Raw genomic sequence first — 26,999 nt, 5'->3', positions numbered from 1 at the left:
GGGCCGGTTCTAGCGAACCGGCCCCAGGCTTCAACCCCCTGGAGGAGATGGAATCCGGCGCCTCTCGCGAGGTGCCGGCACGAAAGCCTTAGTCGTGATAGGCCTGCTCGCCATGCTCGGCGATGTCCAGACCCTCGGATTCCTGCTCTTCGGTGACGCGCAGGCCGACGGTGAACTTGCAGATCAAGAGGGCGATGGCGGAGACCACCGCGCTCCAGACGATGGCAACCAGCACCGCCTTCACCTGGATCATGATCTGGGCACTGTCGTAGCCGAAGGTGGGGCCAACCCAGCCATCGGTCACGTAGCCGGCGCCGCCCTTGGCGGGATCGACGAACACACCGGTCAGGATGGCGCCGATGATGCCGCCCACCGCATGGACGCCGAAGGCATCGAGCGCGTCGTCATAGCCCAGCGCCTTCTTGAGGAAGGACACCGCCAGGAAGCAACCCAGACCGCCGCCGATACCGATCCACAGCGCGCCTTCGATGCCGACGAAGCCGCAAGCCGGGGTGATGGCGACCAGGCCAGCGATGGCGCCGGAGACGATGCCCAGCAGACTCGGCTTGCCCTTGATGATCCACTCGGCAAAGAACCAGGTCAGCGCCGCGACCGCGGTGGCGAACAGGGTGTTGCCGAAGGCCAGCACGGCGTAGCCATTGGCTTCGAGGTTGGAGCCGGCATTGAAGCCGAACCAGCCGAACCACAGCAGCGAGGCGCCGATGGTGGTCATCACCAGGCTGTGCGGAGCCATCTGCACCTTGCCGTAACCGGTGCGCTTGCCCAGGAAGATGGCGCAGACCAGGCCAGCGATACCGGCATTGATGTGCACCACGGTGCCGCCGGCGAAGTCCAGCGCGCCCAGCTGCCAGAGGTAGCCCGCAGTGGCATTCAGATCGGCCACGACCTCGGGAGAGGTGTAGGCGTCCGGACCGGGCCACCACCAGACCATGTGCGCCATCGGCAGATAGGCGAAGGTGAAGAAGATCACCGAGAACAGCAGCACGGCCTTGAACTTCATGCGCTCGGCGTAGCCGCCGGCGATCAGCGCCACGGTGATGGCGGCGAAGGTGAGCTGGAAGAAGGCAAAAGCCAGTTCCGGGATCAGCACGCCCTTGCTGAAGGTCGCAGTCGGCACGAAGAAGCCGTTGGCGTCGTAGACCACACCCTTGAGCAGCAGCTTGTCGAAGCCGCCGAAGAAGGCGTTGCCGTTGGAGAAGGCCACCGAGTAGCCGTAGACCACCCACAGCACCGAGATCAGGCAGAAGATGCCAACGGTCTGGGTCAGCGTAGACAGCATGTTCTTCTTGCGCGCCATGCCGCCGTAGAACAGCGCGAGGCCGGGCAGCGACATCAGCAGCACGAAGGCGGTGGCGACCATCATCCAGGTCACGTTGCCTTCATTGAAGGTGGGCGCCACCGGAGCTGCTTCGGCGGGAGCCGCCTCTGCCGGGGCAGCTTCGACCGGAGTCGGAGTCGCTTCGGCAGGTGCTGCGGCCGCCGGTGCAGCTTCGGCAGCAACAGCCGGCGCCGGATCCTGCGCGTAGACCGCGCCAGCGCCAATGGAGCCCAGCGAGGCAGCCAGCGCCAACGCAAGGCCGAGGGAAAGCTTTCGGAGATTCATGTTCTTTATGCTCCTGACTTAAAGGGCTTCCTTGCCAGTCTCACCCGTACGGATGCGAATGGCCTGGTCAAGCGCGAAGACGAAAATCTTGCCATCGCCGATCTTGCCGGTATGGGCCGCCTTGCTGATGGCTTCCACGGCGCCATCGAGCTTGTCGTCGTCGACGGCAACCTCGATCTTGACCTTGGGAAGAAAATCGACGACGTACTCGGCGCCACGATAGAGCTCGGTATGGCCCTTCTGGCGGCCGAAGCCTTTCACCTCCGTCACCGTGATGCCGGCCACGCCGATTTCGGAGAGCGCTTCGCGCACTTCGTCGAGCTTGAACGGCTTGATGATCGCTGAAATCAGTTTCATCAGTTCAACTCCAACTTCATGTTCGGACTGACTTTTCTGCTTGGTGTCCCTGGCGCAGACCGACCGGCACAGCCCCGAAGCCGGAATGGTGGATGTGCAAACGCATGTTGCGTGCCAAGCTGAATCGGCTGAATTCCGCTTTCAGCCGGATTGTCGTGCACCAACATGGTGCGTCCATCCAGCGACTCTGGGGCGAACGATGCCGTTTCGGAGCAGCGGACGCCGTAGCGTTGAGCCTGAGCTAAGCTCGCCCGACTGCGCTCCGGCCAACGCCCACATGAATCCCAGCCCGATCGAGATCGTCGCCACCCTGCTGTTCGGGCTGGCGTTGATCCATACCTTTTCCACCAAGTTCTTCGAAGGGCTGGCGCACCGCCAGCCGCAGCACGCCCGGCTCTGGCATCTGGTCGGCGAGGTGGAGATCGTCTTCGGCCTTTGGGCCATCGCACTCACCGCGGTGATGATGGCGCTCCAGGGCAAGCTGGCGGCGGTCGAGTATCTCGACGGCCGCAACTACACCGAGCCCCTGTTCGTGTTTGCGATCATGGTGGTCGCCGGCAGCCGGCCTATCCTGAGCGGCGCCCAGCTATTGGCACGCGGCTTTGCCCGCCTGCTGCCACTCCCCACGCCCACCGCCCTGTATTTCACCGTGCTGGCGTTGATCCCGCTGCTGGGTTCGCTGATCACCGAGCCGGCGGCGATGACCCTGGCGGCGCTGATGCTGCGCGACCGCTACTTCGGCCAGAACCTGTCCAACCGCATGCGCTACGGCACTCTGGGCGTGCTGTTTGTGAATGTCTCCATCGGCGGCGCGCTGACGCCGTTCGCGGCGCCGCCGGTGCTGATGGTGGCCGGCACCTGGGGCTGGGATCTGGCGCACATGCTCACCACCTTCGGCAAGCACGTGGTCCCCATCGTGACGCTCAATGCCGCGGGCGCGACCCTGCTGTTCCGGCGCGAACTGGCAGCGATCAAGCTCCCCGTCGATGGCGAGGCCGGCTCGCCGCCGGGGGTGATCGCCCTGCACCTGGCCCTACTCGCCGGCATCGTCGTCTTTGCCCACCATCCACCGCTGTTCCTCGGGCTGATGCTGCTGTTTCTCGGCGTCGCCGCCGCCTATCCGCAGTACCAGAGCCAGCTGATGCTGCGCGAGGCGCTACTGGTGGCCTTCTTCCTGGCGGGGCTGGTGGTGCTCGGCGGCTTGCAGCAATGGTGGCTGCAACCGCTGCTGATGCAGATGGACGCCAAGACCGTCTACCTCGGCGCCACCGCGCTCACCGCGATCACCGACAATGCCGCGCTCACCTACCTGGCCGCCCAGGTGCCGGGACTCAGCGACGAGTTCAAGTACTACGTGGTCGCGGGCGCGATCAGCGGCGGCGGCCTGACGGTGATCGCCAACGCGCCCAATCCGGCCGGGCTGGCGATCCTGCGCGATCGTTTCCCCGACGGCGCGGTGAGCGCCGGCGGCCTGTTTCTCGGCGCGCTGGCGCCGACCCTGGTCACGATCTGCGCCTTCCTGTTCTTCTGAAATCTTCAATCTGCCCGCACCTACCACCATGCTCGAACCCAACCGCATCGAAGATCTGGCCGGCAAGCTCGCCGGCCTGCTGCCTCCTGGCCTCAAGACCCTGCGCGCCGAACTGGAGGACAACTTCCGCGCGGTGCTGCGCGCCAATCTGGAAAAGCTCGACTTGGTCTCGCGCGAACGCTTCGACGTGCAGGCCGAGCTGCTGGCGCGCACCCAGGCCAAGCTCAAGAAGCTCGAAGAGCGGGTGAAACTGCTGGAAGCAGGAGGCCGTGCCGGCTAGTCGCGGATGCACTAGGCTAGTTCCCAAACAAGTGCTCCATCGGGGCAGGGGAACGGGATGAATCAAGGTTTGAACGGCAGCCTGCGGCTGCTGGCGATGCTGGCGGTACTGCTGCTGGGCGCACTGGCGCTGGCCTTGGTGCTGGATCTGCTGCCGCGCGCGACGCTGGCCGATACCGCCATCAAGGGCCTGTCCAGCCTGGCCATCCTGGCGGTGGTCACCCTGGTGCTGGGCGTACTGATGAATCGCCGCGACTAGCCCCGCCATGAGTCTCGCCACCGTCTACTCGCGGGCCCAGAATGGACTTGCGGCGGATGCGGTGGTGGTCGAAGTACATCTGGCGCCGGGCCTACCGGGCCTGTCCATCGTCGGCCTGCCGGAAGCGGCGGTGAGGGAGGCCCGCGACCGGGTCAAGGCAGCCATCGTCACCTGCGGCTATCAGTTTCCCAACAGCCGCCGCATCACCGTCAACTTAGCACCCGCCGACCTGCCCAAAGAGGGCGGGCGCTTTGACCTGCCGATCGCGCTCGGGGTGCTGGCGGCGTCTGGCCAGATTCCCGCCGAACGCCTGAGCCGCATGGAAGTCTTGGGCGAGCTGTCGCTCTCGGGCGAAGTGCGTCCGGTACGTGGGGCGCTGCCTGCGGCGCTGCGCGCCCGCGAAGCCGGCCGCGCGCTGCTGCTGCCGGAAGCCAATCTGGCGGAAGCGGCCCTGGCGCGCGACAGCAGCCTGCACACCGCCAACCACCTCGCCAGCCTGGCCGCGGCCCTGCACGCCGGCCCCTTGCCGCTGGCGACGGCACCACCGCCAACCACCTCCGTCGCCAGCGGCCCCGACCTCGCCGAAGTACGCGGCCAGTACCAGGCCAAGCGGGCACTGGAAGTGGCGGCCGCCGGCGGCCATTCGCTGCTGATGATCGGGCCACCCGGCTCGGGCAAATCCATGCTGGCGCAACGCCTGCCCGGCCTGCTGCCGCCGCTAAGCGAGGCAGAATCGCTGGAAGTGGCGGCGGTAGCCTCGGTGGCCGGTTCCGGCCCGGATCTCGCCCGCTGGGGCCGGCCGCCCTATCGCGCCCCGCACCACACTGCCTCGGCGGTCGCCCTGGTCGGCGGCGGTTCGCTGCCACGTCCGGGCGAGATCACCCTCGCTCACCGCGGGGTTCTGTTCCTGGACGAGCTGCCGGAATTCGAGCGCGCGGTGCTGGAAGTCTTGCGCGAACCGCTGGAAAGCGGCCAGATCACTGTGTCACGCGCCGCCCGCCAGGCCGACTTTCCGGCGCGCTTCCAGCTGGTGGCGGCGATGAATCCCTGCCCCTGCGGATTTCTCGGCGACCGCAGCGACCGCTGCCGCTGCACGCCCGACCAAGTGGCGCGCTATCGCGCACGCCTGTCCGGCCCCTTGCTGGACCGCATCGATCTGCAGGTGCTGGTGCCGCGGGTCGAACACCAGGCGCTGGCGGCACAGACAGAACCCGCGGAGACCAGCCAGCGGGTACGCGAACGGGTGATCGCCTGCCGCGAGCTGCAACTAGCCCGGCAAGGCAAGCCCAACGCGCAGCTGAGCGTGCCGGAGGTCGAGCGCCTGTGCACGCCGGCAGCCGATGCGGCCACACTGCTGGAAACCGCGATGGCGCGCTTGAATCTTTCCGCCCGCGCCTATCACCGGACGCTGAAGGTGGCGCGCAGCCTCGCCGACCTGGCCGGACAGACGCGGATCGGGATGGCGCAGGTCGCCGAAGCCCTGCGCTACCGCGAACTCGACCGTGGCAACGGCTGATCCGGCGGCATGCTGGAAACAAAAAAGGGCCGCCCAAGGGCGGCCCTTCGTACAACCAGAGACTGCTGAGCTTAGAAGCTGAACACCTTCTTCACGCCGAATACCACGCGCTCCTGCTCCTTGGCGATGTCGCCATCCAGGTTGCTGCCGATGTAGGCCAGGCTGAAGGTGTAGCCGGGATCAAAGGACTTGGAGATGGTGACGCCGTAGTCGAGGTAGGAATCTTCCGGCGCGCTGTCGTACAGGCTGCCGACGAACAGCTTGGGGCCGTCGCCCACCGAGTAGCCAACGTTGGCGCCAACGGTGAAGAAGCCATCCATGACCGGCAGCGAACCGCTGACGGTGTAGTAGTAGCCGTCTTCGTCGGTGCCGAAGTAGTCGGAGGTGTAGAAGACCTTGCCGGTAACCGGGCCGTAGGTGGCGCCGACGTAGAACTCGGTGGTGTCCAGCTTGCTGTCGTCGGCGTAGTAGTAATGCAGGGCGCCAACGTCGAGGCCCACTTCACCGGCCTTGAAGGTGTAGCCACCGTAGAAGTCGGTCTCGTAGGTGACGGTGTCGGTGTAACCGGCGAAGTCGATGTTCGACAGCCAGGTACCGACATAGAGGCCGGAGTCGTGTGCATAGTCCAGACCGCCCTGGATGGCCGTCAGGTCCGTCGACAGCGGGTTCTGGTTGACGCCACGGAACATGTAGCTGGAGAACAGGCCGACGTTCGCGGACGCGCCTGCGTAAGCCGGAGCGGCAACGCCCGACGCTGCCACGAGAGCCGCGCAAGCCACGATCTGCTTCATCTTCATGAGTACATCCTCTCCTGATATGGGTGGGAACGCCTGCCTTGGCGATGGATTCGACCCAGGCATTTATGCAACAGCAGTTTTTGAGCCAACTTTTTATGGCGTGACCAGGACTGCCCGACATTGGTGCGCAGTCACAAATCGTTCACCACAGCCCAGAAAAGGCAAAGGCCATGCCAGTGCATACCGGCATGGCCTTTCAGGCCCCGCAATGGTGCGCCGTGGTTGCCGGCGCCAGTGATCGCTTACAGGCCGCTCTTGCCCAGCATTAGCTTGACGGTCGCCTTGATCTCGTCGTCGGTGAAATCAGGATTGCCACCGCGCGGCGGCATCTGGTTCTTGCCGTTGATGGCATTGGTCGCCACGCCATCGGCACCGCCGGCCGCCGCAAGGCGCTTGCTCCACTCGGCCTTGTCGCCCACTTTTGGTGCGCCGAGCACGCCGGCGTTGTGGCAGGCCGCGCAGGCCTGGGCGAACACCTGGTCGGCGGTCAGCGGCTCGCGCTTCACCGCCGGGGCGGCGGCCTTGAGCAGGGCGGCAGGATCGGTCACCACGTTCGCCACCGGCTTGATGCGCGCCTCCAGGCGGGCGATATCGGCCTCGCTGGGGCCAGCCTTGGGCACGATCAGGCTGGCGGCGAAGATGCAGAAGCCGAAGATGCTGAACAGGGCGGCCAGCACCATGGCGAAGGTGCGGAAAAATGCCTGGTCATGCGCCTGGTCGTCGTGATGGCTGTTATTGCTGCTCACGGGTGAAGCTCCGGGTACGTTTAGAGATCGGGTTCGGTGCACCGTGTCGACGGCCATTAAGGTGCCGGCAAGGCGTTTACATGGGGGAAGTCCGTCCGCCGGCCGGCGGACGCGGGCGAGCAGGCATCAAAGCCCGCCACCACACTCCCCTCAGACCACCGATCAGTCGAACCCCGGGTCGACCGGCACACCAGCGCCGGCCGCGGCTCCCACAGTTGAAAAGTATAGCATTGGCCCATGGCGCCCCCGGGAGCACCCACTGGGCCGACCTAACGCGTTTGCATCATCAACCGGCAGTGGGGAATCGCTAAGCTCGCGACCATGACCTACGCACGAATCGTTGGCACCGGCAGCTATCTCCCGGCCCGCAGCGTCAGCAACCAGGAGTTGCAGACCCGCATCGAAACCAGCGACGAGTGGATCGTCTCGCGCACTGGCATCGAGTCCCGTCATGTCGCCGCCGAAGGCGAAATGACCTCGGACCTCGCCTTTCACGCCTGCCAGCGCGCCCTGGCGGCCGCCGGCACCAGTGCCGACGAGGTGGATCTGATCGTGGTCGCCACCACCACCCCGGACATGGTGCTGCCCTCCACCGCCTGCCTGCTGCAGGCGCGGCTGGGCGTGAAGCAGGGCGCCGCCTTTGATGTGCAGGCGGTGTGCACCGGCTTCATCTACGCCCTGACGCTCGCCGACCGCCTGATCGCCAGCGGCGCTCACAAGTGCGCACTGGTGGTGGGCGCGGAAGTGTTCTCGCGACTCCTGGACTGGAGCGATCGCCGCACCTGCGTATTGTTCGGTGACGGTGCCGGCGCGGTGGTGCTCAAGGCTTCCGACACTCCGGGCATCCTCTCTGGCCATCTGCATGCCGATGGTTCCCAGGCCGGCGTCCTGCGGGTGGACGGCGGCATCGCCAACGGCGTGCTGCGCGGTCACCCCTTCGTCGAGATGGACGGCCAGGCGGTGTACCGCACCGCCGTGCGGGTGCTGGCGGAATGCGCCCACGAGGCGTTGAACAAGAACGGCCTGAAGATCGAGGACATCAACTGGGTAGTGCCGCACCAGGCCAACATCCGCATTCTCGCCACCACCGCCGACAAGCTCGGCCTGCCGATGAGCAAGCTGGTGACCACGGTGGCGCGCCAGGGCAATACCTCGGCGGCCTCGGTGCCGCTGGCGCTGGACGCAGCAGTGCGCGACGGCCGCATCCAGGCGGGTCAGAACGTGCTGCTGCTCGGCGTCGGCGCCGGCATGACCTGGGGCTCGGTGCTGCTGCGCTACTGAGCCGGCACCGCACCGACCAGGGCATCGAGGCGGGCGCAATCGCTTTCCTGCCGCACCGTCGTGAACAGCGCCTCTGCTTCCGGGTAGCTGCGCGCCAGCCAGGCCAGCCACTGCTTGAGCCGCCCCGGCGCGAAACGCTCGGGCAGCCGTGCGCGCTGCTGGCGCCAGTAGTCTCGTAGCAACGGCAGCACCGACGCCCATTCCAGCGGCACATAGTCCGTGCCGGCCCGGGCGGCGGCGATCTGCAAGGCCAGATCGGGCCGCGCCACCAGGCCGCGCCCGAGCATGAAATCCTCGACGCCACTCACCGCACGACAGCGTCGCCAGTCGTCGACGCTCCAGATTTCACCGTTGGCATACACCGGCAGCGGCACCACCTCCTGAATCCGCGCCACCCACTCCCAATAGGCGGGCGGACGGTAGGCGTCCGCCTTGGTGCGCGCGTGCACCACCAGTTGCGCGGCGCCGCCGGCGGCCAGGGCGCGGGCGCAGTCCAGGGCCTGATCGCTGTCCTCGTAGCCCAGGCGCATCTTGGCGGTGACCGGGATCGCCACCGGCACCGCCGCGCGCACCGCCGCGACGATGCGGTACAGCAGTTCCGGCTCGCGCAGCAGCACCGCGCCGCCGCGCGAGCGGTTGACGGTCTTTGCCGGGCAGCCGAAGTTGAGGTCAATCACCGGCGCACCAAGCTGGCAGGCGCGCACCGCATTCTCGGCCAGCCAGTGCGGATCAGAGCCCAGCAATTGCACACGCATCTCGGTGCCGGCGCGGGTGCGCGCGCCCTGGTCGAGTTCCGGCGCGATGCGGCGGAACACCGAGGCCGGCAGCAACTGCTCGTTGACGCGGATGAACTCGCTCACGCACCAGTCGACGCCGCCGACCCGGGTCAGCACGTCGCGCAGGATGTCGTCGACCAGGCCTTCCATCGGCGCCAGGGCGATCTGCATGGGAGTAGAGGCTCGCAAAAAGGACGCGCATCTTAGGCGCTGTCGGCCGTCGCGCCGATTAAGCTGACCGCCTACCCCATTCCGACCGCCCACTGGCATGACCGCAGCCAGCGCTCCCGACCGCCCCTGGTGGCTCTATCTGCTGGAATGCCGTGGCGGCAGCCTCTATGCCGGCATCAGCCCCGACCCGCAACAGCGCTACCGGCTGCACGCCGCCGGACGCGGTGCGCGCTACACCCGCGCCAATCCGCCGCAGCGCCTGCTGGCCGCCTGCGCCTACCCCTCACGCTCGGCCGCTTCGGTGGCCGAGCACTGGCTCAAGCAGCAGCCGCGCGAGGCCAAGCTGGCCTGGGCCGCCAGTCATCCCTACGCGGGCGGGGCCGGCGAGTGCGCGGCACACTCGGCGGCGGTCATCTCGCGCAGCAGCTCGGCCAGGCGCAGGGTGCCGCGACCGGCGTAGTCGTGGTCGGCGAAGATCAGGTACAGCGTGCCGCGGCGCTCCTGGCCTTCCAGCGGCAGCGGCTTGAGCAGGCCATCACGCAGCTCGTTGCGGATCTTGTCCAGCGGCATCCAGGCAAAGCCATAGCCCTGGCAGAGCGCGTGGATGGAGGTGGGCATATTGCTCACCGTCCAGCGCTGCTGGGCGTCGATGGTGAGCGCGGACTCGTTGCGCCGGCTGCCGGAGTCGCGCACCACGATATGCCGGTGCTGGCGCAGATCCTCCGGCTTCAGCGGCCGGCCCAGGTGGTGCAGGGGATGGTCGGGATGCGCGACCGGCAAGATGTGTATCTGCATCAAGGGCTCGCCGAAGAAACCCGGCGGCACCACCGGCGCGACGGCGAGATCGACCCGCCCTTGCAGCAAGGCCTCCGAGGTGCCGCCCAGCACCGACTCGCTCAGTTCGATGCGGGTGTGCGGACTGTCCTGGCCAAAGCGGTCCAGCACCCGCAACAACAGCCAGGTGGGGAACACCACTTCCACCGCCAGGCGGATCTCCGCCTCCCAACCGGCCGCCAAGGCGCTGGCGGCCTGCTCCAGCCGACTGGCCTCGGCCAGCAGGGCGCTGGCACGCCGGTACAGCAGCTGGCCGGTGGGCGTGAGCACCGCCTTGCGACCCTGCACCTCGAAGGCCTTCACCGCCAGCAGGCTCTCCAGCTTCTGCACCGCGTAGGTCACCGCCGACTGGCTCTTGTGCAGCTGCTCGGCCGCCTGCGCGTAGCCACCGGCATCGACTACCGCCATCAGCGCGCGCCATTGCTCCAGGGAGATCCGCGGATTCACAGATTCATCCAATAAACTGATTGTTGAGCGCCAAATATTGTTCTTTTTTATCGATCTGTCGAATCATTTAATACGCACACCTTCAGTTCACCCGGAGATGTGCCATGACCAAGCTTCTTCAGATCAACACCAGCCTGTTTGCCGGCAAGGGCCAGTCCAGCCAGCTCGCCGAGCAGTTCGTCGCCGAGTGGCGGCAGCATCACCCCGACACCGAGGTCCAGGTCCGCGACCTCGCCCAGGACGGCGTGCCGCATCTGGACGCCCAGCGCTTCAGCGCCTTCATCACCCCCGCCGAGGCGCGCAGCCCCGAGCAGCAGGCGGTGGTGGACTACTCCGACGCGCTGATCGCCGAGCTGAAGTCCGCCGACGTCATCGTGCTCGGCCTGCCGATGTACAACTTCGGCGTGCCCTCACAGCTGAAGTCCTACTTCGACCACATCGCCCGCGCCGGTATCACCTTCCGCTACACCGCCAAGGGCCCCGAGGGCTTGATCACCGGCAAGAAGGCCTATGTGTTCGCCGCCCGCGGCGGGCTCTACGCCGGCACGCCGCTGGACAGCCAGACCAACTACGTGCGTGACTTCCTGCGCTTCATCGGCATCGCCGATGTGGAGTTCGTCTACGCCGAGGGTCTGAACATCGACGCCGACCGCAAGCAGTCTGCCCTGCACCAGGCCCAGGACGCGATCCACCGTCTTGCCGCCTGAGCCCGGCCCGCAATCGCCTTCGCCCCACGCATCCCTCGAACATTCCAAGGAGTAACGCCATGTCACCGAAACTCACCAACCTCGCCGAACTCGCCGGCCGCATCCTGCTGGCCTCGCTGTTCCTGCTTTCCGGTCTGTCCAAGATCACTGCCTACGCCGCTACCGTCGGCTACATGCAGGCCATGGGTGTGCCAGGCTTTGCCCTGCCCTTGGTGATCGCCCTGGAGGTGCTGGGTGCGGCCGCCATCATCGTCGGCTACCAGACCCGTATCGTCGCCTTCCTGCTCGCCGGCTTCAGCCTGGTCTCGGCCCTGCTGTTCCACGCCAACTTCGGCGACCAGATCCAGACCATCATGTTCTTGAAGAACGTCTCGATCGCCGGCGGCTTCCTGCTGCTGGTCGCCAACGGCGCCGGCCCGCTGAGCCTCGACCGCCGCTAAGCACCATCTAAACCTCTTAGGCCCGTTCCCAGAGGGCGGGCCCTTGCTTTACAACTTTCATCAGGAGCCAGTCATGAGCAACACCTCCAGCGACCTGCGCAGCCTGGCGCATGTCATCCCCGCCATCGCCACTTCCGACGGCGCCGGCGTCAAGCTGCGCCGGAGCATTGGCAGCCAGCGCGGCCTCTACCTCGACCCCTTCCTGATGCTCGACGAGTTCGGCACCGACAACCCGGGCGACTACATCGCCGGTTTTCCGGCCCACCCGCACCGCGGCTTCGAGACCGTCACCTACATGCTCGACGGCCGCATGCAGCACAAGGACCATCTCGGCAACGTCGGCGATCTCGGCCCCGGCGGCGTGCAATGGATGACCGCCGGCCGTGGCGTGATCCACTCGGAGATGCCCTTGCAGGAAAGCGGCCGCATGCGCGGCTTCCAGCTCTGGATCAACCTGCCCTCGGCGGAAAAGATGAAGCCGGCCGGCTACCGGGACATCCCGGCCAGCGAGATTCCGCAGGCCGCGCTGCCGGGCGGCGGTTCGATCAAGGTGATCGCCGGCACGGCGGAAGTCGGCGAGGCGCGCCTCAGCGGGCCGATCAACAGTCCGGCGCAGCCGCTGTCGACCGCGCCGCTGTACTTCGACCTGGAACTACCGGCCGGCGCGCTGTTCGAGCAGCCGATCCCGGCCAGCCACAACGCCTTCCTCTACACCTACGAGGGCAGCGTCGCGGTCGCCGGCAAGACCGCGCCGGCCCAGGCCGCGCTGGTGCTGGGCGCTGGCGAACGGCTGTCGCTGCAAGCCGGGCCACAGGGCGCGCGGGTGATCCTGCTCGCCGGCAAGCCGCTACGCGAACCGGTGGTTCAGTACGGCCCCTTCGTGATGAACAGTCGCGAGGAGATCGAGCAGGCTCTGCAGGACTACCAGAACGGCGTACTCGTCGAAGCCATGACCTGAACGCAACCGTGCGCAGCATGAACGGTGCCGGCAGGGCGGATTGACCCATGTCAACGCGGTGTCGGCAGGGGGCGCTAGCTTGACGGCTAACGCCCCTCCTCTCGGTTGAATCGCATGCACGCCGCTCTCCGTACCGACTCACCCCTGCCCTCCGACTCCGCGCCGGCCCAGGTCGGTGCGGCACTCTGGCTCGACCACTACCGCCGGCTGCTGGCTGGCGAGGAGCGCAAGCCCCTGCTGCAGAGCCTGTGCGCAGGTCTGGCGCCCCTGCTGGCACTGAGCGGGGTGCAGATCAGCCGCAAGCTGGCCAGCGGCGTGATCGCCATCGAGGCCAGCGCCCGCGAGGACGCGCTCTGGCTGGAGCTGCAACGCCTGCCGGAGCGCTGGGACGGCACCGTCGCCGGCGACGGGCCGGCAGCGCGGGCGCTGCGCAACAACGGGCCGGCCCTGATGGTCACCAGTGACGAGGGTTTTCTGCCCTGGCGCCGCGCGGCGGAGAGCGAGGGCATCCGCGCCGCTGGCGCCTGGCCGTTTCAGGCCGCCGGCGAAACCTGGTTGCTGCAGCTCCACTGCGAGCGCGGCAATGGCTTCGCCGACGACCAGCGCCTGCAACTGATCGAGCAGCAACTCGGCGAGTTGCGCCGTTTTCTCGATGACGACGCCCGCCTGCGCGAACAAAGCCTGCTGGCGGCGGCGCTGCGTCTGGCCGGCAATGCCGCCTTCATCACCGACCTGCACGGCGACATCGTCTGGAGCAACCCCGCCTTCACCCGCCTCACCGGCTACCAGGCCGAGGACGTGCGCGGCAAGAACGCCCGCATCCTCAAGTCCGGCCGCCAGGGCACGCGCTACTACCGCGAGCTCTGGAGCACCATCCGCTCTGGCCAAGTGTGGAGCGGTGAGACTGTCGATCACGACCGCGACGGTCAGCGCTACGTGATCCACCAGACCATCAGCCCTTTTGGCCGTGGCGAGCGCATCAGCCATTACCTGTCACTGCACGACGACATCAGCAGCCAGAAGGCGGCGCAACGGCTGCGCGAACTGGAGACGGTCACCGACCCGCGCAGCGGTCTGCTTACCCGGGCCAGCTTCGAGGAAACTCTGGAGGAAGCCTGCGGCGGCCAGCGGCCGTTCGGGCTGGCGCTGATCTCGCTGCGCCGCTTCAGTGAGGCCGCCCAGGCCATGGGACGGGAGATGGAAGATCTGATTGTCGGCGAGATGGGCAATCGCGTGCGCCAACTCATCAGTCCGCCGCACCGCGCCTGCCAAAGCACGGAGGGCGAGTTCCTGCTGCTGCTGGACGGCGACACCATGGACAGCCACGCGGCCTTGCTGAACGAACTACGCCTGGCGCTGATCGAGCCCTACCCCTATGTCGGAGAGGACATCGTGCTCGACTACCGGCAGGTGCTGCTGCGTGGCCCGCAGGAGGGCCGCAACGCCGAGGCGCTGTTGCGGCAACTCGACCGGCGCATGGCCGACGAGCCGGTCGCGCGCGCGCAGCGGCAGATCTTGAGTCGCTGAGCATCGCCATCGCGACTGACTCAGGTCAATGAGCCGGTGGCGACAGCTCTCTAGCCTGAAGACATAAAGACGAAGGAGAGTCCGCGCCGTGAATACCGCCGTAAGAAATCAGCCCGCAAACGGCTTCGACGCCTTTCTGCAGGCGATCCAGCGCGAGCCCAGGCTCAGTGTCGAAGAAGAACATGCCGCTGCCGAAGACTTGCGCTCCACCGGCAATCCGGCCGCAGCCAAGCGCCTGGTGCTTGGTCATCTGCGCTTCGTGGTGCACATCGCCCGTGGCTATCAGGGCTATGGCCTGCCGCTGGAAGACCTGGTGCAGGAGGGCAACCTTGGCCTGATGAAGGCGGTGCAGCGTTTCGATCCGCGCTGGAACGTGCGCCTGATCAGCTACGCCGTGCACTGGATCAAGGCGCAGATCCACGAATACATCCTGCGCAACTTCCGCATCGTCCGCCACGTCACCACCAAGGCGCAGCGCAAGCTGTTCTTCAACCTGCGCAAGCTGCGCCGCGACTGCGAACCCCTGAGCGCCGAAGACGCCCAGGCGATGGCCGAACAACTGCATGTGAGCCTGCGCGACGTGCGCCGCGCCGATGCCCTGTTCCATGGCGGCGACAGCTCGCTGTCGGCGCCAGACGAGGGTTACTCGCCCGAACACTGGCTGGCCCAGGAAGGCGCCGACCCGGCCGAACAGATCGAGGCCGAGGACTGGAAGCAGCGCATGCTGCCGCGGCTCAGCGACGCGCTCCAGCACCTGGACCCGCGCTCGCGCGACATCGTGTTCCGCCGCGAGCTGGCGGCCGAAAAGCCGGTCGGTCTCGCCGAGCTGGGTAGCCAGTACGGGGTGTCGGCCGAGCGGGTGCGGCAGATCGAGGTGAAGGCGCGTCAGCGCCTGCGCCAGGCCATGGAGCCGGCGCTGGCGGCCTAAGCGGGGGGAGGCGCTCCGGCGGCCGGAGCGACCCTGACTGTCACCGGCATCTTCGCCATGCGCCGGTACAACGTCGCCTGCTGGCGCAGCGGCCACCAGTCATACAGGTAGATTTGCATCGGCCGCCACATCGCCACCCAGCCGGCGACCAGAAAGCTTTCGCGCAACAGGCTGGCCAGCACCCCCGAGAGCGCCAGGTTCTGGCTCCACTGACTGAGTAGCAGGCAGACGCCCAGAAACACCAGGCCGATCACCAGACTCATCCTTCCCTGCCGCAGCAGGCCGTGCAGCTCGGCGCGCTTCAGGCGCGCGCGCTCGCTGAAGTAGTGCTGTACCGCGGCTTCGATCCACTGCGGGGTATCCAGCACCGGCGGCGGCTCAGCCAGCAGCAGGCTCAGCGACAGCGGCGCGTCGCGCGGCAACTCCTGCGCCCAGCTGACCAGGTAGCTCTCGGCATGCGTGTCGAGATCGCGATCGTAAAACGGCGAAGGGTCCAGCGAGTTGAACAGCTGGTGGACGCTGCGCAGCGAGATCTCCAGACGCACCGCCGCCCGGCCGGGCCGGCTGCCCCCCGGCAGCACGAAACCCATAGACCGCCGCCCTTGGCGAGACTTAAGCCGCGAGGCGCAGACGCGGACGGCAGATGCCCACCGGCTCGGCCAGCGCCCAGAGTGCGGCCGGCTCACGCAGGGTGACGTTCTTGTCGGCCGAGACGATCCAGCCCTTGTCCTCGAAGCGGGTCAGCACCCGGCATACGGTTTCGGTGGCCAGACGCAGGTAGCTGGCGATGTCGCGGCGGCTCATCGGCAGCTTCACCGCGTTGCCGGCGCCGTTCAGTCGCTCCTGGATGTGCAGCAGGAAGGCGCCGACGCGCTGGTCGGCGCTGTAGTCGCCACCCAGCGCCAGAGCCAGACGCAGTTCGCCGGTAAGGCGTTCCATCACCCGCTGGTTGAGCGCCGGGGCGCTGGCCAGCAGACCCTGCAGCTGGCCCTTGGACACCCGGCAAACCTGGGAGCCGACCACCGTCACCGCGTTTTCCGGGTAGTGGCCGATGCCGATGGCATCGAGACCGACGACGTCACCCGGCAGGAAGAAGCCGCGTACCCGCTCGTTGCCTTCGCCATCGACGGTGTAGGTCTTGATGCAGCCGGCGCGCACCACGTAGACGCAGTCGGCGGTGGCGCCAGCGGCGTACAGGGACTTGCCGGCCTGGGCCAGCGGCAGATGCGGGATCATCACCCCGGCCCAGCGCTGCATATCGGCCTGCGGCAGGCCGGCGGTGACGCAGTGGCTACCCACCGGGCAGAGCGTGCAGGCGCTGCGGATGGCGGGGTTGCAGGCGGTGGCGGCGGGGTTGCTGCGGATCTCGAAGGCCATGGCGGGCTCCAGCTCAGGAATTCATGGAGCACAGCTTGCCGGCCTGGAGACGGCGGGAAAATCCGGAGTTTCCGCAGGCCGACTGCGGGAAGTACCTAGTCGGGCGGGTAGTGCCCGCAGGCCGGGGCCGCTTGCCCGGCTCCTTCTGAAGCCGGAACCGCGCCCGACTTCAGGCGCTGTCCACCTGCAGCAGCATCTGCACCAGCTGCGCGAGATTGCGGGCTTCCATCTTCTGCATCACATGCGCGCGGTGCAGCTCGACGGTGCGTTCGCTCAGGCCCAAATCCAGCGCCACCGCCTTGTTGGCCTGGCCGGCGACGATGCGTCGGGCAACCTCTCGCTCGCGGGCGGTGAGCTCCTCGAAGTGCTGGCGCAGCAGATCGCGCTCGGCCAGCGCCGCGCGCTCGCGGGCGTCCTGGTCCAGCGCCTTCTGCACGCGACGGATCAGGTCATCGTCCTTGAACGGCTTCTGCAGAAAGTCCAGGGCGCCGGCGCGCATCGCCTCCACCGCCATCGGCACGTCGCCGTGGCCGGTGATGAAGATCACCGGCAGCGCCCAGCCGCGACGGTTGAGCTCCTGCTGCAACTCCAGGCCACTCATGCGCGGCATGCGGACGTCCAGCACCAGGCAGCCGGCCAGCTCGCTGCGGTACTGGCGCAAGAAGCTGGTGGCGTCGGCGAACACCTGCGTGCGCAGGCCCACCGAGCGCAGCAACATGGCAATGCTGTCGCGCACCGCCTCCTCGTCATCGACGATGAAAACCGTACCGGTATCCATGCTTCCTCACATTAGGCTGTCGGCAGTCGCACCACGAAGGTCGCGCCGCCCATGGCATTGCCACGGTAGCTCATCTCGCCGCCGTGGGCGGCGACGATCGACTGGCAGATCGACAGGCCCAGTCCCATGCCCTGGTGCTTGGTGGTGTAGAAGGGCTCGAACAGATGCGTCTCCACCGCCTCGCTGATGCCGGGCCCGCAGTCGCTGACCGCAATCTCGACAAAGCCGGTTCCACCGGGGTAGGTCTCGACCTGGATGAAGTCGCCGCTGGCGCGCTCGCTCATCGCCTCGATACCGTTGCGCACCAGGTTCAGCACCACCTGCTGCAGCTGCACGCCATCGCCGGTCACCGCCGGCAGCCGGGGCGTGAGCCGCAGCAGCAGCCGCCAGCCGCTGTTGCGCAGCTCGAATTCCAGAAGCTTGGCTACCTCGCTGATCAGCTGGTTGCAGTCCAGCCGTTCGCGCACCGCGTCGCGCTTGCGGGTGAGGCTGCGCAGACCACGGATCACCTGGCCGGCGCGGTCGGCCTGGGCGCTGATCTTCTCCAGGGTGCCGATCAACTCCTCCGGCTCGGCGTTGCCGGACTGCAACAGCCGCCGGCAGGCATTGGCGTAGTTGGCAATGGCGGTGAGCGGCTGGTTCACCTCGTGGGCGATGCCGCTGACCATCTCGCCCAGCGTGCCGATGCGCCCGGCGTGGGTGAGGCGGGCGCGCAAGTCCTCGGCCTCGTGCTCGGCGCTGAGCAGCGCCGAGCGGTCGACAATCTCGCTGATGATCAAGGGCGGCTGCTCGTCGGTCTCGACACTGAGCGCTGCGTAATTGCTGGTATGCACCACGGTGCCGTCGCCACGCAGGTAGCGCCACTCGTAGCGGCTGGCCGGCTGCTCGCCGCTGAGCTGATGCAGCTGCTGCGCACCGGCGCGATCGTCGGGGTGCAGTAATTCGAGCTGCGAGCGGCCCAGCAAGTCCTCCTCGTCGCGCCCCAGCAGCGCGCAACAGGCGCGGTTGGCCTTGAGGATCTGCCCATCCAGGCTGGTGATGAGGATCGGCGTCGGGGCGTTTTCGAAGATCACCCGCAGTTCGTCGGCCTGATTCTTCAGCTGCGCCTGCTGGCGCAGCCGCTCGGAGATGTCGCGCAGGATGCCGACATAACCGCGCTCCGCCCCCTTGGTGAACTCGCCCACCGACAACTCGATGGGCACCGTCGAGCCGTCCTTGCGCTGCGCCACCACCTGGCGACCGATGCCGATGATGCGGGCCTGCTGGGTCTTCTGATAGCGCAGCAAGTAGCCGTCATGCTCCTGCCGGTAGGGCGCCGGCATCAGCATGCTCAGGTTCTCGCCCAGAACCTCGGCGGGCACGTAGCCGAAAAGCGTTTCGGCGGCGCGGTTGAAACGGGTAATGCGGCCGCGCTCATCGGCCAGGATCATGGCATCGACAGCCGCGTCGAGCAGCGCACTAAGACGGTCTTCGGCCACTTCGGGCGCCTATGGTGATATTTGAAAGGGAGAGCTGCCGGGACAGCGGCGACAGTTTAGCGGCAGCCGCGCCGCCACCGGAGCCCCGGCCGGCATCACTGAACGGTGATCTGCTTGACCTGGTTCTTCTTCTGCTCGGTCTTCGGCAGCCGCACGGTCACCACGCCTTCCTTGCACTCGGCGGCAATCTGCTCGTCGAGCACGTCGTCGGGGATGGTGAAGCTGCGGGTGAACGCGCCATAGCTGCGCTCGATGCGATGGTGCTTCTCGTCCTTGTCTTCTTTTTCCAGCTTGCGCTCGCCGGAAATGGTCAGTACGCCGTTGAGCGAGGTGACCTTGAGGTCTTCCTTCTTCACGCCCGGCAACTCGGCCTTGACCAGATACTCCTTGGCGTTCTCGCTGATATCCACCGCCGGCGCCCAGTTGGCCAGCGCTCCGGCCTCGGCCGACAGCGCCGGAAAGCCACCAGGGCTGCGCGCAAAGCGCGTCAGCAGATCGTCCATTTCACGGAATGGGTTCCATTGCACCAGACTCATGACCAGGCTCCTTGGTTGATCCTCCATACCGGCACTGACCGGCAACGCTAGACTGGTTCCCACGCCGGGCAGGTGCATTGATGTGCGTCAATGCCCCCCTAGCTGGTGACAGAGACAGTGCGGTAGCCAGGAGACCGAACAAGACCATGAGCTACCGCCCCGTCGCATGGATCAGCCACCCCGACTGCCTGCGCCATGACATGGGCGCGATGCATCCGGAATGCCCGCAGCGCCTGAACGCGATCTTCGACCGGCTGCGGATCAGTGGGCTCTATGACTTCATGCAGCACCACCAGGCGCCGCTGGCGCTGCGCGAGCAGCTGGCCTGGGTACACAGCGAGGCGCATCTGGACCGGGTATTCCACGCCGACACCCGCGCCGGGCCGGTCGCCATCGACGGCGACACCCTGCAAGCCGAGCACACCCTCCAGGCCGCGCTGCGCGCCGCTGGCGCCGGCATCCTCGGCGTCGATCTGGCCCTGGACGGCAAGGCCGGCCTCGCCTTTTGCGCGGTGCGTCCGCCGGGACATCACTGCGAGCGCAACCGGGCGATGGGTTTCTGCTTCTTCAACAACGTCGCGGTCGCCGCCGCCTACGCGCTCAGCCGTGGGCTCAAGCGCATCGCCATCCTCGACTTCGACCTGCACTACGGCAATGGCACCGCCGACATCTTCAAGGGCGACGACCGGGTGTGGCTGTTCTCCACCTACCAGAACCCGCTCTACCCGCACTGGGCCGGCGCGCCCGAGGCGCGCAATCTGGTGGATGTCGAGCTGCCCGCCTATGCCGGCAGCGCGGTGTTCCGGCAGGCAGTGAGCGAACGCTGGCTGCCGCTCCTGGAGACCCTGCGGCCGCAGCTGATTCTGGTCTCCGCCGGCTTCGACGCCCACGCGCAGGACCCGCTCGGCGACCTGCGCCTGGGCTATGACGACTTCCGCTGGCTGGGCAGCGTGATTGCCGGCATCGCCGAGAGCTGCTGCCAGGGCCGGGTGGTCGCCACCCTGGAAGGTGGCTACGAGCCCCACGCTCTGGCACGCTCGGTGGAATCCTTCCTGCTGCCCTTCGTCGGCGACGGCCTCCTGGCATGACCATCCGCCACCTCGACAGCCTGCTGCGCCCGCAAGCGGTGATCTGCGTCGGCCTCAGCCAAGAGCCGGCGGTGCGGCAGATGCTCGACAACCTGCGCGCCCAGCCGCAGCTGCCGCTGGTGCAGACCGACGCCCGGCTGACCGGCTGGCCCAGCGGCGGCGCCAATCGCAGCTGCGCCCTGATCGCCGAACCGGCGCTGGCCGACGTGGCGCTGATCGCCCGCCTCGGCGAGCGCGGCTGCCGCGCCCTGCTCTGGCCCCTGGCCACGGCACCCGGCGCCGAGCTGCTCGCCGAGACCCGTCGCCAGGGCATGCGCCTGCTGGGGCCGCGCTGCGGCGGCGTGATCCAGCCGGCGGTCCACCTCAATGCCGCCAGCTTTCCCTGCGCGCCTGGCGAGGGCGGGCTGGCGCTGATCGCGCAGTCGCAGTCGATCGCCGCCGCCGCGCTCGACTGGGCCACCGGCCGCCACCTGGGTTTTTCCTGGGTGGCGATCAGTGGCGCCGAGGCCGATGTCGATGTCGCCGACCTGCTCGACTATGCCGCGCTCGACCCGCACACCCGCGGCGTGGTGCTGCAACTGAGCCATCTGCGCGGCGGCCGCAAGTTCATGTCGGCGGCGCGCGCCTGTGCGCGCCTGAAGCCGGTGGTGGTGCTGCAAACCCAGCCCGCCGCCCGCATCGGCCGGGGGCCGGACCCGGTGCGCTCCACCGCCTTCGCCCGCGCCGGCCTGGTGGAATGCGAAAGCCTGCCCGGCCTGTTCGACGCCCTCGCCGCCCTGCAGCGCCTGCCCGCCCTGCAAAGCGCCCAGGCACTGGTGGTCGGCAATGGCGCCGGTATCTGCACCCTGGGCGTCGATGCGCTGGCGCGCCAGGGCCTGGAACCGCTGGCGCTGAGCGAAGAGCGGCGCGCAGAGCTGCCCCGGCATCGGCAGTCTGGCGGCGCGCTGGACTTCGGCAACGCCCCGGCGGCGGTGCTCGCCGACGCCATGCAACGCCTGCTCGCCGACCCCAAGCTGCCCTCGCTGCTGCTGATCCACAGCCCGGCCACCGGCTCCTCGCACAGCGAGCTGGCGGAGTTGATCAGCCAGCACCCGGACCCGCGCCTGCTCACTGTCTGGCTGGGCCTGGACAGCGTGATGCCGGCGCGCAATCTCTGCGCCCAGGCCGGGCTCGCCACCTTCACCTCCGCCGACGCCGCCGCCCGCGCGCTGCGCTACCGCTGGGAATACCACCGCCGCCGCGAGCTGCTCACCCAGACGCCACCGCCGCAGCGCCTGCCCGACGCCGACCCGGCGGCACTGCGCGCGCAGCTGCGCGAGCGCGCCGCCACCGGCCCGGCGGCGATGAGCACCAGCGAGCTGGGCCAGTTGCTGGCCGCCTATGGCCTGCCGGCCGCGCAGCCCGGCGCCGGCGGGCAGCTGGATGTGGCCATCGTCTGCCATCCGGAGCTAGGTCAGCATCTGCGCGCCAGCCGTCGCGGCGGCAGCCCCGCCTACGGCTTTGCGCCGCTCGACGGCCTACTCGCCGGGCGCCTGCTGGATCGCGCCGGCCTCGCCGCCGACGATCCCGCGCGCGCGCCGCTGAGCGCCGCCCTGGTGCAGCTGGCGCAGCTTCTGGTCGACCAGCCGGCGCTGCTCGGCCTGGAACTGCGGCTGGCGGTCGAAGGTAGCGGCAGCGCCTGGCTCACCCAGGCCGCCAGCGCGACGCTTACCGCCGCACCCGCCAGCGACCGCCAGCGCCTGGTGCTGGCGCCCTGGCCGAGCGAACTCTCGGGCCTGATCGAGGCCAGCGACGGCCGCCGCTACCGGGTGCGCGCGGTGCGCCCGGCCGACGAGCCGGCACTGATCCGCCTGCTGCAGAAGCTCGACGCCGAGGAAGTGCGGATGCGCTTCTTCACCTACATCCGCCACTTCAGCCACGCCATGGGCGCGCGCATGACGCAGATCGACTACGACCGCGAGATGTCGCTGGTGCTGGTGCCGGAGGGCGGCGACCCCGACGAGGTGATGGCGATCGCCACCCTGGTCGCCGACCCCGACGGCCGGCACGCCGAGTTCGGCCTCTTGGTGCATCACGATCACGCGCAATGCGGCCTCGGCCGCGCCCTGCTGCAACGACTGCTCGACCACGCCTGGCAGCGCGGCATCGGCCAGGTGTATGGCGTGGTGCTGAGTGAAAACACGCCGATGCTCAAGGCCGCGCAGAAGCTCGGCTTTCGCCGTCGGCCGGAGCCGGAGGAGCCCGGCTGCCTGCGGGTGGAGATCAATGCGCCGGCCTAGCCGGCGCCACGTGCCATGGAAGAACTGAAACTGGTGCAGCCCTTTCTGGTCAGCCTCGGCATCGGGCTGATGATGGGGCTGGAGCGCGAGCGCCGGCCCAACGCCCGCGCCGGCCTGCGCAGCTTCGCGCTTACCGCCCTGCTCGGCACCACGACCGCCATGCTCGGCGAACACAGCGCGAGCATCTGGCCGCTGGTTGCCGGCCTCGCCATGGTCGGCGCGGTGCTGCTGCGCGCCCGCGCGCCCGCCGCCAATGGCGAAGACCCCGACACCGTGACTCCGCTCGGCGCCCTGCTCTGCTACTGCCTGGGCGCGATGCTCTGGTATCAGCACATCCACCTGGCGGTGGCGCTGGCGCTGGCCGCCACCAGCCTGATGTACTTCAAGGCCGAGCTGCACGGGCTCTCGCACCGGCTTACCCACCAAGACCTGATCAGCTTTCTGCAGTTCGCGCTGATCAGCTTCATCGTGCTGCCGCTGCTGCCCAACCAGGGCTACGGCCCCTACGGAGTGCTCAACCCCTTCCGCATGTGGCTGATGGTGGTGCTGATCTCCGGCCTGGGTCTGGCCGGCTACACCGCGCTGCGCATCTTCGGCGAGAGCCGCAGCGGGCCGCTGCTGGGGCTCCTGGGCGGCGCGGTGTCGAGCACCGCCACCACCCTGGTCTATTCGCGGCAGCTGCGGCAGTCGCCGGGCGCGCTGCGGATGGCGCTGACGGTGATCCTGATCGCCAACCTGGTGGTGATGCTGCGGCTGGCGATCGTCACCGGCGTGATGGGCCGTGACGTACTGCCGCAGCTGCTGCCGGTGCTGGGCCTGGGCCTGGTCGCCGGCGCCCTGGTGACCTGGCGCGCGCTGCGGGAGATCCGCAGCGAAACGCCACAGGGCGCGCCACTGGAAATCGCCAACCCCATCGAGCTGCGCGCCGCGCTCAGCTTTGGCGCCCTGTTCGGGCTGGTGCTGATGGCGGTGGCCTGGCTGCACGACCTCGCCGGCGCCCGTGGCGTCTACGCCGTGGCCCTGGTCTCCGGCCTCACCGATGTCGACGCCATCACCCTCTCCAGCCTGCAGATGCACGAGGGCGGCGGCCTGAGCACCACCGAGGTGGTGCACACCGTGGTGCTGGCCTACTGCTCCAACCTCCTGGCCAAGCTGATGATCGTCGGCGCCATCGCCGGCCGCGCCCTGCTGCTGCCGGTGCTGCGCGGCTTTGCCGCCACCGCCGCCGGCCTGGGCCTGGGCGTGCTGCTGTTTGCCTGAGGAACGCTAGAACTTAGTGAGCGGCGCAGGGCTCGCCGATGTCTTCGTTCCAGAGTTCGGGATGGGCGCCGATGAACTGCGCGAGCAGCTGCTGGCAATCTGCCGAATCGAGGTCGATCACCTCAATGCCGCGCTGGCGCAGCCAGTCGATGCCGCCGGTGAAGGTGCGCGATTCGCCGACCACCACCGCGCCGATGCCGAACTGCACCACCAGCCCGCTGCAATACCAGCAGGGCGCCAGCGTGGTAACCATGATGGTGTCGCGGTAGTCGCGCTGGCGCCCGGCCTTGCGGAAGGCATCGGTCTCGGCATGCACCGAGGGATCGTTCTCCTGCACCCGCCGGTTGTGACCGCGCCCGAGCAGGCGGCCGTCGCGGCGGAACAGCGCCGCGCCGATCGGGATGCCGCCCTCTGCCAGACCGGCCCGCGCCTCCTCCAGGGCAACCGCGAGCATGGAAGCGTAGTCGGGCTGGCTGGTCATCGCCGTCTCCAAAAAAAAGTAGGAGGGGCCGCGTGGGCGGCCGCCTCCCGACTTTCTACCACTCGCGTCCCGGCCGCAACGGCGGGGCGCGAGGTTTGTGCCACGCTCAGGCGGTCACGGTGGTGCTGGTGTTGGAGGTGGCGTTCATCAGCGCCGGAATCCCGCTGCGCGTATTGGCCTTGGCCGCCAGCAGGCGCTCTTCGGCCGAGGCGTAGTTGCGATCCCATTCCAGTACCTTGGGCGTCATCAGACGGTGCCATAGCGGCGGCACCAGGGCGACCAGGATGGTGGTCAGATAGCCACTGATCATCATCGGCGCGTCCGGGAAGGGCTTGAGATCCTGGTAGGGCACTTCACCCTGCGCATGGTGATGCGAATGGCGGGTGAGATTGAACATGGTCCAGGAGCTGATGCGCTTGTTGGTGTTCCAGGAATGCCGCGGCTGCACCGGCACCGCCGGGTTGCGCACCATGCCGTAGTGCTCCATGTAGTTGACGATCTCCAGCAGCGCCTTGCCCCAGAGCGCGCACAGCACGAAGAAGAGCACCGCCGGCCAGCCGCCCATCGCCGCGGCCACCGCCACCAGCAGCACGCTCATCAGATGCCCGCGGATCACCGCGTTGTGCCAGGAGAACAAGGCCTGGCCCTTGCGCTTGAGACGCTTCTTTTCGATGTTCCAGGCACTGACATTGCCCTTGATGGTGGAGGCGATGATGTGGTGGTAGACGTTGCGGCCGCGCGGCGCGGTGGCCGGGTCGTCGATCGAGGAAACATAGCGGTGGTGGCCGTAGACGTGCTCGATGGAAAAGATGGTGTCGAAGCTGAAGGCCAGCATCCAGCGGCCGACGAACATCGAGACCGGGTCCCAGGTGCGATGGGTCAGCTCGTGCGCCGGGATGGTGCCGATCATGCCGATCATCAGGCCGGTGAGGAGGATCGCCGAGATGTGATGACCGAAGGCGGTGGCCTCGCGCGCCGCCAGGGCGTCGTAACCGGTCCACTGCTGGACCAGCTGGCCGAAGCCCAGCGGATCGCCGGAGCTGACGCTCCACACCGCGGCGAACACGATCAGCAACAGCAGCGGCAGCGCCATCCACAGCTGCACGGTGAGGATGCCGGGGTGCTTGAACTTGGGCGTGGTGGTGTCGTCGCCGCTTAAGCCATCACCGACCATGTAGATGATCAGGGTGGTGACCAGGCCGAGCGTGACGTAGGGGCCGCCGCCGACCAGTGCGACGACGCTCATCAGGCCGATGGCATGGAACAGGAAGTACTTGAGGTAGTGCAGTAGGTTCATGGGATTCTCGGGTTGGGATCTCTCGTGGGAGGAAGCTCTCGTGGGAGGAAGCTCTCGTGAAAACTCAGGCAGCCGCCGCCATGGCGTCCTGCTGGGTGGTGAAACGGTCGGCGTGGATGTGCTCGCGCGCCACGCCCTGCTGCATCAGCAGCGCGACCGCGCTGTCGATCATTCCGGGGGGGCCGCAGAGGTAGGCGTGCGCGCCAGCTTCGAGTACGCCAGCGATCTTCTCGGTGACCAGGCCGCGCTCGCCGTCCCAGTTGGGGTCGGCGCCGGCCTCCGACAACACCGGAATGAAGCGAAAGCGCCCCCGCCACTGGCGGCGCAGCGCCTCGATCTCGTCCAGCGCATAGAGATCGCGCGACTGGCGCGCGCCAAACAGCAGGCTGACCGGGCGGCTGACGCCGCTCTGGGCCGCGTCTTGAAGCATCGCCAGGATCGGCGCCAGACCACTGCCGCCGGCCACCAGCAGCAGCGGCGCCTCGGCCGGGCGCAGCCAGAAGTCGCCCAGCGGGCCGACCACCTGCGCGCTCTGGCCCACCAGGTTCTGCTCGTGGATGAGCGTCGAGAAGCGACCACCCGGCACCTTGCGCACAAAAAACTCCAGCTGCGAGTCCGGCTGCATCGCCGTCGCAAAGGAATAGTTGCGGCTGACGCCGGGCAGCGCCGCCACCGAAATCTCCGCGAACTGGCCGGCCTTGTACGCCAGGCTGTCGTCCAGCCGCAGGCGCAGGCGGGTGATGTCGTGGGTAAGCCGGGCCTGCTCGATGATCCGCGCCCCGACCGTGCGCCGCGCGGCAACGCGGGAGAGATCAACCTCGATCCGCACATCGGTCTGCGGCACGCTCTGGCAGGCCAGGATGTAGCCCTGGTCGAGCTCCTCGTCGGAGAGGATGTAGCTGGCCTCGGTCAGCTCCTTGACCCGCCCCTTGAGCAGCTTGCACTTGCAGGTGGCGCAACCGCCGACCCGGCAGCTGTAGGGAATCTCCACACCCTGCCGCAGCGCGGCTTGCAGCAGGGTTTCCTTGGCCGCGACCGCGATGGTCTGGCCGTTGATCTCGGCGTTGACCGGCTTCTTGCTGTTTAGGAATGAAAGCATGCGTTCTCCTTGCACGAGGGAACCGATACCGGCTCCGACGCTATGCAGAGTAGGTAGCAGCCGCCACGCGAACGAGGTTCGCGATTGACATTGACGGGTCATTTATTGACAGTCCGCGACGATCACCCACCGCCGATCGGATTACCGA

28 protein-coding genes are annotated in these 26,999 nt (G+C 67.8%); 14 read left to right on the top strand and 14 right to left on the bottom strand.

All coding sequences use genetic code 11. The features are described from left to right. Positions 1-88: 88 nt before the first annotated feature. On the bottom strand, positions 89-1,624 hold the full coding sequence (locus AC3WT6_RS03705; protein WP_492652212.1) for an ammonium transporter: 1,536 nt from the start codon (positions 1,622-1,624) through the stop codon (positions 89-91). A gap of 18 nt (positions 1,625-1,642) precedes the next feature. Further along, complete coding sequence (glnK, locus tag AC3WT6_RS03700) at positions 1,643-1,981, bottom strand: P-II family nitrogen regulator (protein ID WP_492652211.1); 339 nt, start codon at positions 1,979-1,981, stop codon at positions 1,643-1,645. A gap of 277 nt (positions 1,982-2,258) precedes the next feature. Here glnK and AC3WT6_RS03695 point away from each other — a divergent pair, with 277 nt between their 5' ends. From AC3WT6_RS03695 to AC3WT6_RS03680, 4 genes are read left to right on the top strand one after another with little or no spacing between them, the layout of a single operon-like run. Then, positions 2,259-3,512, top strand: a complete 1,254-nt coding sequence (locus tag AC3WT6_RS03695; protein WP_492652210.1) for a putative Na+/H+ antiporter — start codon at positions 2,259-2,261, stop codon at positions 3,510-3,512. A 28-nt stretch (positions 3,513-3,540) separates the two neighbouring features. Next, positions 3,541-3,792 carry an accessory factor UbiK family protein gene (locus tag AC3WT6_RS03690; protein ID WP_492652209.1) on the top strand — a complete coding sequence of 84 codons (252 nt, stop codon included), beginning with the start codon at positions 3,541-3,543 and terminating at the stop codon, positions 3,790-3,792. Positions 3,793-3,849: 57 nt separating this feature from the next. Beyond that, the gene (locus tag AC3WT6_RS03685; protein WP_492652208.1) at positions 3,850-4,050 is read left to right on the top strand and encodes a hypothetical protein; all 201 of its coding nucleotides are present in this window, start codon (positions 3,850-3,852) and stop codon (positions 4,048-4,050) included. A 7-nt stretch (positions 4,051-4,057) separates the two neighbouring features. After that, positions 4,058-5,566 (top strand): YifB family Mg chelatase-like AAA ATPase, encoded by a 1,509-nt coding sequence (locus tag AC3WT6_RS03680; protein ID WP_492652207.1) that lies wholly within the window; start codon positions 4,058-4,060, stop codon positions 5,564-5,566. A gap of 71 nt (positions 5,567-5,637) precedes the next feature. Here AC3WT6_RS03680 and AC3WT6_RS03675 read toward each other — a convergent pair whose 3' ends face one another. Together AC3WT6_RS03675 and AC3WT6_RS03670 are read right to left on the bottom strand one after the other, a co-directional pair. Further along, complete coding sequence (locus AC3WT6_RS03675; protein ID WP_492652206.1) at positions 5,638-6,363, bottom strand: TorF family putative porin; 726 nt, start codon at positions 6,361-6,363, stop codon at positions 5,638-5,640. 242 nt (positions 6,364-6,605) lie between these two features. Continuing rightward, positions 6,606-7,109 carry a c-type cytochrome gene (locus tag AC3WT6_RS03670; RefSeq protein ID WP_492652205.1) on the bottom strand — a complete coding sequence of 168 codons (504 nt, stop codon included), beginning with the start codon at positions 7,107-7,109 and terminating at the stop codon, positions 6,606-6,608. 321 nt (positions 7,110-7,430) lie between these two features. Here AC3WT6_RS03670 and AC3WT6_RS03665 point away from each other — a divergent pair, with 321 nt between their 5' ends. Further along, positions 7,431-8,390, top strand: coding sequence for a beta-ketoacyl-ACP synthase III (locus AC3WT6_RS03665; RefSeq protein WP_492652204.1), 960 nt, complete (start codon positions 7,431-7,433; stop codon positions 8,388-8,390). On the opposite strand, the gene AC3WT6_RS03660 is transcribed toward AC3WT6_RS03665, so the two are convergent. Next, complete coding sequence (locus AC3WT6_RS03660) at positions 8,384-9,337, bottom strand: tRNA dihydrouridine synthase (protein ID WP_492652203.1); 954 nt, start codon at positions 9,335-9,337, stop codon at positions 8,384-8,386. The two genes, AC3WT6_RS03665 and AC3WT6_RS03660, sit on opposite strands and share 7 nt — an antisense overlap. A gap of 97 nt (positions 9,338-9,434) precedes the next feature. On the opposite strand from AC3WT6_RS03660, the gene AC3WT6_RS03655 reads away from it, so the two are divergent. Beyond that, positions 9,435-9,797, top strand: coding sequence for a GIY-YIG nuclease family protein (locus AC3WT6_RS03655; protein WP_492652202.1), 363 nt, complete (start codon positions 9,435-9,437; stop codon positions 9,795-9,797). Here AC3WT6_RS03655 and AC3WT6_RS03650 read toward each other — a convergent pair. Next, positions 9,704-10,618, bottom strand: coding sequence for a LysR family transcriptional regulator (locus tag AC3WT6_RS03650; RefSeq protein WP_492652201.1), 915 nt, complete (start codon positions 10,616-10,618; stop codon positions 9,704-9,706). The genes AC3WT6_RS03655 and AC3WT6_RS03650 overlap by 94 nt on opposite strands. Positions 10,619-10,722: 104 nt before the next feature. Between AC3WT6_RS03650 and AC3WT6_RS03645 the strand changes: the two genes are divergently transcribed. The 5 genes from AC3WT6_RS03645 (at position 10,723) to AC3WT6_RS03625 (ending at position 15,178) form a co-directional block, all read left to right on the top strand. Beyond that, on the top strand, positions 10,723-11,325 hold the full coding sequence (locus AC3WT6_RS03645; protein WP_492652200.1) for an FMN-dependent NADH-azoreductase: 603 nt from the start codon (positions 10,723-10,725) through the stop codon (positions 11,323-11,325). Positions 11,326-11,366: 41 nt separating this feature from the next. Next, positions 11,367-11,765 (top strand): DoxX family protein, encoded by a 399-nt coding sequence (locus tag AC3WT6_RS03640; protein ID WP_492652841.1) that lies wholly within the window; start codon positions 11,367-11,369, stop codon positions 11,763-11,765. A gap of 73 nt (positions 11,766-11,838) precedes the next feature. Beyond that, positions 11,839-12,723 (top strand): pirin family protein, encoded by an 885-nt coding sequence (locus AC3WT6_RS03635; RefSeq protein ID WP_492652199.1) that lies wholly within the window; start codon positions 11,839-11,841, stop codon positions 12,721-12,723. 114 nt (positions 12,724-12,837) lie between these two features. After that, entirely contained in the window at positions 12,838-14,250 is a 1,413-nt protein-coding gene (locus AC3WT6_RS03630) for a sensor domain-containing diguanylate cyclase (RefSeq protein ID WP_492652198.1), read from the top strand. Positions 14,251-14,338: 88 nt separating this feature from the next. Then, positions 14,339-15,178, top strand: coding sequence for an RNA polymerase factor sigma-32 (locus tag AC3WT6_RS03625; protein WP_492652197.1), 840 nt, complete (start codon positions 14,339-14,341; stop codon positions 15,176-15,178). Here the strand turns inward: AC3WT6_RS03625 and AC3WT6_RS03620 are convergent. The 5 genes from AC3WT6_RS03620 to AC3WT6_RS03600 form a co-directional block, all read right to left on the bottom strand. After that, the gene (locus tag AC3WT6_RS03620; protein WP_492652196.1) at positions 15,175-15,768 is read right to left on the bottom strand and encodes a hypothetical protein; all 594 of its coding nucleotides are present in this window, start codon (positions 15,766-15,768) and stop codon (positions 15,175-15,177) included. The two genes, AC3WT6_RS03625 and AC3WT6_RS03620, sit on opposite strands and share 4 nt — an antisense overlap. A 22-nt stretch (positions 15,769-15,790) precedes the next feature. Beyond that, positions 15,791-16,555 carry a Crp/Fnr family transcriptional regulator gene (locus AC3WT6_RS03615; protein ID WP_492652195.1) on the bottom strand — a complete coding sequence of 255 codons (765 nt, stop codon included), beginning with the start codon at positions 16,553-16,555 and terminating at the stop codon, positions 15,791-15,793. Positions 16,556-16,724: 169 nt separating this feature from the next. Then, on the bottom strand, positions 16,725-17,333 hold the full coding sequence (locus AC3WT6_RS03610; protein WP_492652194.1) for a response regulator transcription factor: 609 nt from the start codon (positions 17,331-17,333) through the stop codon (positions 16,725-16,727). 11 nt (positions 17,334-17,344) lie between these two features. Continuing rightward, the gene (locus AC3WT6_RS03605; protein WP_492652193.1) at positions 17,345-18,811 is read right to left on the bottom strand and encodes a PAS domain-containing sensor histidine kinase; all 1,467 of its coding nucleotides are present in this window, start codon (positions 18,809-18,811) and stop codon (positions 17,345-17,347) included. 95 nt (positions 18,812-18,906) lie between these two features. Then, positions 18,907-19,347 (bottom strand): Hsp20/alpha crystallin family protein, encoded by a 441-nt coding sequence (locus tag AC3WT6_RS03600; RefSeq protein WP_492652192.1) that lies wholly within the window; start codon positions 19,345-19,347, stop codon positions 18,907-18,909. A 146-nt stretch (positions 19,348-19,493) separates the two neighbouring features. Between AC3WT6_RS03600 and AC3WT6_RS03595 the strand changes: the two genes are divergently transcribed. The 3 genes from AC3WT6_RS03595 to AC3WT6_RS03585 are packed head-to-tail and all read left to right on the top strand — an operon-like array spanning position 19,494 to position 23,974. Beyond that, complete coding sequence (locus tag AC3WT6_RS03595; protein WP_492652191.1) at positions 19,494-20,435, top strand: histone deacetylase family protein; 942 nt, start codon at positions 19,494-19,496, stop codon at positions 20,433-20,435. Further along, on the top strand, positions 20,432-22,714 hold the full coding sequence (locus tag AC3WT6_RS03590; RefSeq protein WP_492652190.1) for a GNAT family N-acetyltransferase: 2,283 nt from the start codon (positions 20,432-20,434) through the stop codon (positions 22,712-22,714). The genes AC3WT6_RS03595 and AC3WT6_RS03590 overlap by 4 nt, the downstream gene beginning before the upstream one ends. A 15-nt stretch (positions 22,715-22,729) precedes the next feature. Further along, entirely contained in the window at positions 22,730-23,974 is a 1,245-nt protein-coding gene (locus AC3WT6_RS03585) for an MgtC/SapB family protein (protein WP_492652189.1), read from the top strand. Positions 23,975-23,987: 13 nt separating this feature from the next. Here the strand turns inward: AC3WT6_RS03585 and AC3WT6_RS03580 are convergent, their stop codons facing one another. The 3 genes from AC3WT6_RS03580 to AC3WT6_RS03570 all read right to left on the bottom strand — a co-directional run bounded on the left by AC3WT6_RS03580 (position 23,988) and on the right by AC3WT6_RS03570 (position 26,851). Further along, a complete protein-coding gene (locus tag AC3WT6_RS03580; RefSeq protein WP_492652188.1) occupies positions 23,988-24,455 on the bottom strand; it encodes a nucleoside deaminase in 468 nt (155 codons plus the stop codon). Between the two features lie 106 nt (positions 24,456-24,561). Then, complete coding sequence (locus AC3WT6_RS03575; RefSeq protein WP_492652187.1) at positions 24,562-25,752, bottom strand: alkane 1-monooxygenase; 1,191 nt, start codon at positions 25,750-25,752, stop codon at positions 24,562-24,564. Between the two features lie 64 nt (positions 25,753-25,816). Further along, on the bottom strand, positions 25,817-26,851 hold the full coding sequence (locus tag AC3WT6_RS03570) for a 2Fe-2S iron-sulfur cluster-binding protein (RefSeq protein WP_492652186.1): 1,035 nt from the start codon (positions 26,849-26,851) through the stop codon (positions 25,817-25,819). Positions 26,852-26,999 lie beyond the last annotated feature (148 nt).

This window comes from Stagnimonas sp. FW305-C-60 (assembly GCF_058782965.1).
This window is presented reverse-complemented; position numbering and strand designations above follow the sequence as displayed.

Bases quoted from the DNA above. Each gene is read 5' to 3' on its own strand.
- AC3WT6_RS03675 (WP_492652206.1), bottom strand. From the start codon at position 6,363: ATGAAGATGAAGCAGATCGTGGCTTGCGCGGCTCTCGTGGCAGCGTCG.
- AC3WT6_RS03570 (WP_492652186.1), bottom strand. From the start codon at position 26,851: ATGCTTTCATTCCTAAACAGCAAGAAGCCGGTCAACGCCGAGATCAAC.
- AC3WT6_RS03655 (WP_492652202.1), top strand. From the start codon at position 9,435: ATGACCGCAGCCAGCGCTCCCGACCGCCCCTGGTGGCTCTATCTGCTG.
- AC3WT6_RS03585 (WP_492652189.1), top strand. From the start codon at position 22,730: ATGGAAGAACTGAAACTGGTGCAGCCCTTTCTGGTCAGCCTCGGCATC.
- AC3WT6_RS03610 (WP_492652194.1), bottom strand. From the start codon at position 17,333: ATGGATACCGGTACGGTTTTCATCGTCGATGACGAGGAGGCGGTGCGC.
- AC3WT6_RS03695 (WP_492652210.1), top strand. From the start codon at position 2,259: ATGAATCCCAGCCCGATCGAGATCGTCGCCACCCTGCTGTTCGGGCTG.
- AC3WT6_RS03665 (WP_492652204.1), top strand. From the start codon at position 7,431: ATGACCTACGCACGAATCGTTGGCACCGGCAGCTATCTCCCGGCCCGC.
- AC3WT6_RS03635 (WP_492652199.1), top strand. From the start codon at position 11,839: ATGAGCAACACCTCCAGCGACCTGCGCAGCCTGGCGCATGTCATCCCC.
- AC3WT6_RS03660 (WP_492652203.1), bottom strand. From the start codon at position 9,337: ATGCAGATCGCCCTGGCGCCGATGGAAGGCCTGGTCGACGACATCCTG.
- AC3WT6_RS03590 (WP_492652190.1), top strand. From the start codon at position 20,432: ATGACCATCCGCCACCTCGACAGCCTGCTGCGCCCGCAAGCGGTGATC.
- AC3WT6_RS03685 (WP_492652208.1), top strand. From the start codon at position 3,850: ATGAATCAAGGTTTGAACGGCAGCCTGCGGCTGCTGGCGATGCTGGCG.
- AC3WT6_RS03690 (WP_492652209.1), top strand. From the start codon at position 3,541: ATGCTCGAACCCAACCGCATCGAAGATCTGGCCGGCAAGCTCGCCGGC.
- AC3WT6_RS03630 (WP_492652198.1), top strand. From the start codon at position 12,838: ATGCACGCCGCTCTCCGTACCGACTCACCCCTGCCCTCCGACTCCGCG.
- AC3WT6_RS03615 (WP_492652195.1), bottom strand. From the start codon at position 16,555: ATGGCCTTCGAGATCCGCAGCAACCCCGCCGCCACCGCCTGCAACCCC.
- AC3WT6_RS03620 (WP_492652196.1), bottom strand. From the start codon at position 15,768: ATGGGTTTCGTGCTGCCGGGGGGCAGCCGGCCCGGCCGGGCGGCGGTG.
- AC3WT6_RS03600 (WP_492652192.1), bottom strand. From the start codon at position 19,347: ATGAGTCTGGTGCAATGGAACCCATTCCGTGAAATGGACGATCTGCTG.
- AC3WT6_RS03575 (WP_492652187.1), bottom strand. From the start codon at position 25,752: ATGAACCTACTGCACTACCTCAAGTACTTCCTGTTCCATGCCATCGGC.
- AC3WT6_RS03705 (WP_492652212.1), bottom strand. From the start codon at position 1,624: ATGAATCTCCGAAAGCTTTCCCTCGGCCTTGCGTTGGCGCTGGCTGCC.
- AC3WT6_RS03595 (WP_492652191.1), top strand. From the start codon at position 19,494: ATGAGCTACCGCCCCGTCGCATGGATCAGCCACCCCGACTGCCTGCGC.
- AC3WT6_RS03580 (WP_492652188.1), bottom strand. From the start codon at position 24,455: ATGACCAGCCAGCCCGACTACGCTTCCATGCTCGCGGTTGCCCTGGAG.
- AC3WT6_RS03645 (WP_492652200.1), top strand. From the start codon at position 10,723: ATGACCAAGCTTCTTCAGATCAACACCAGCCTGTTTGCCGGCAAGGGC.
- AC3WT6_RS03680 (WP_492652207.1), top strand. From the start codon at position 4,058: ATGAGTCTCGCCACCGTCTACTCGCGGGCCCAGAATGGACTTGCGGCG.
- glnK (WP_492652211.1), bottom strand. From the start codon at position 1,981: ATGAAACTGATTTCAGCGATCATCAAGCCGTTCAAGCTCGACGAAGTG.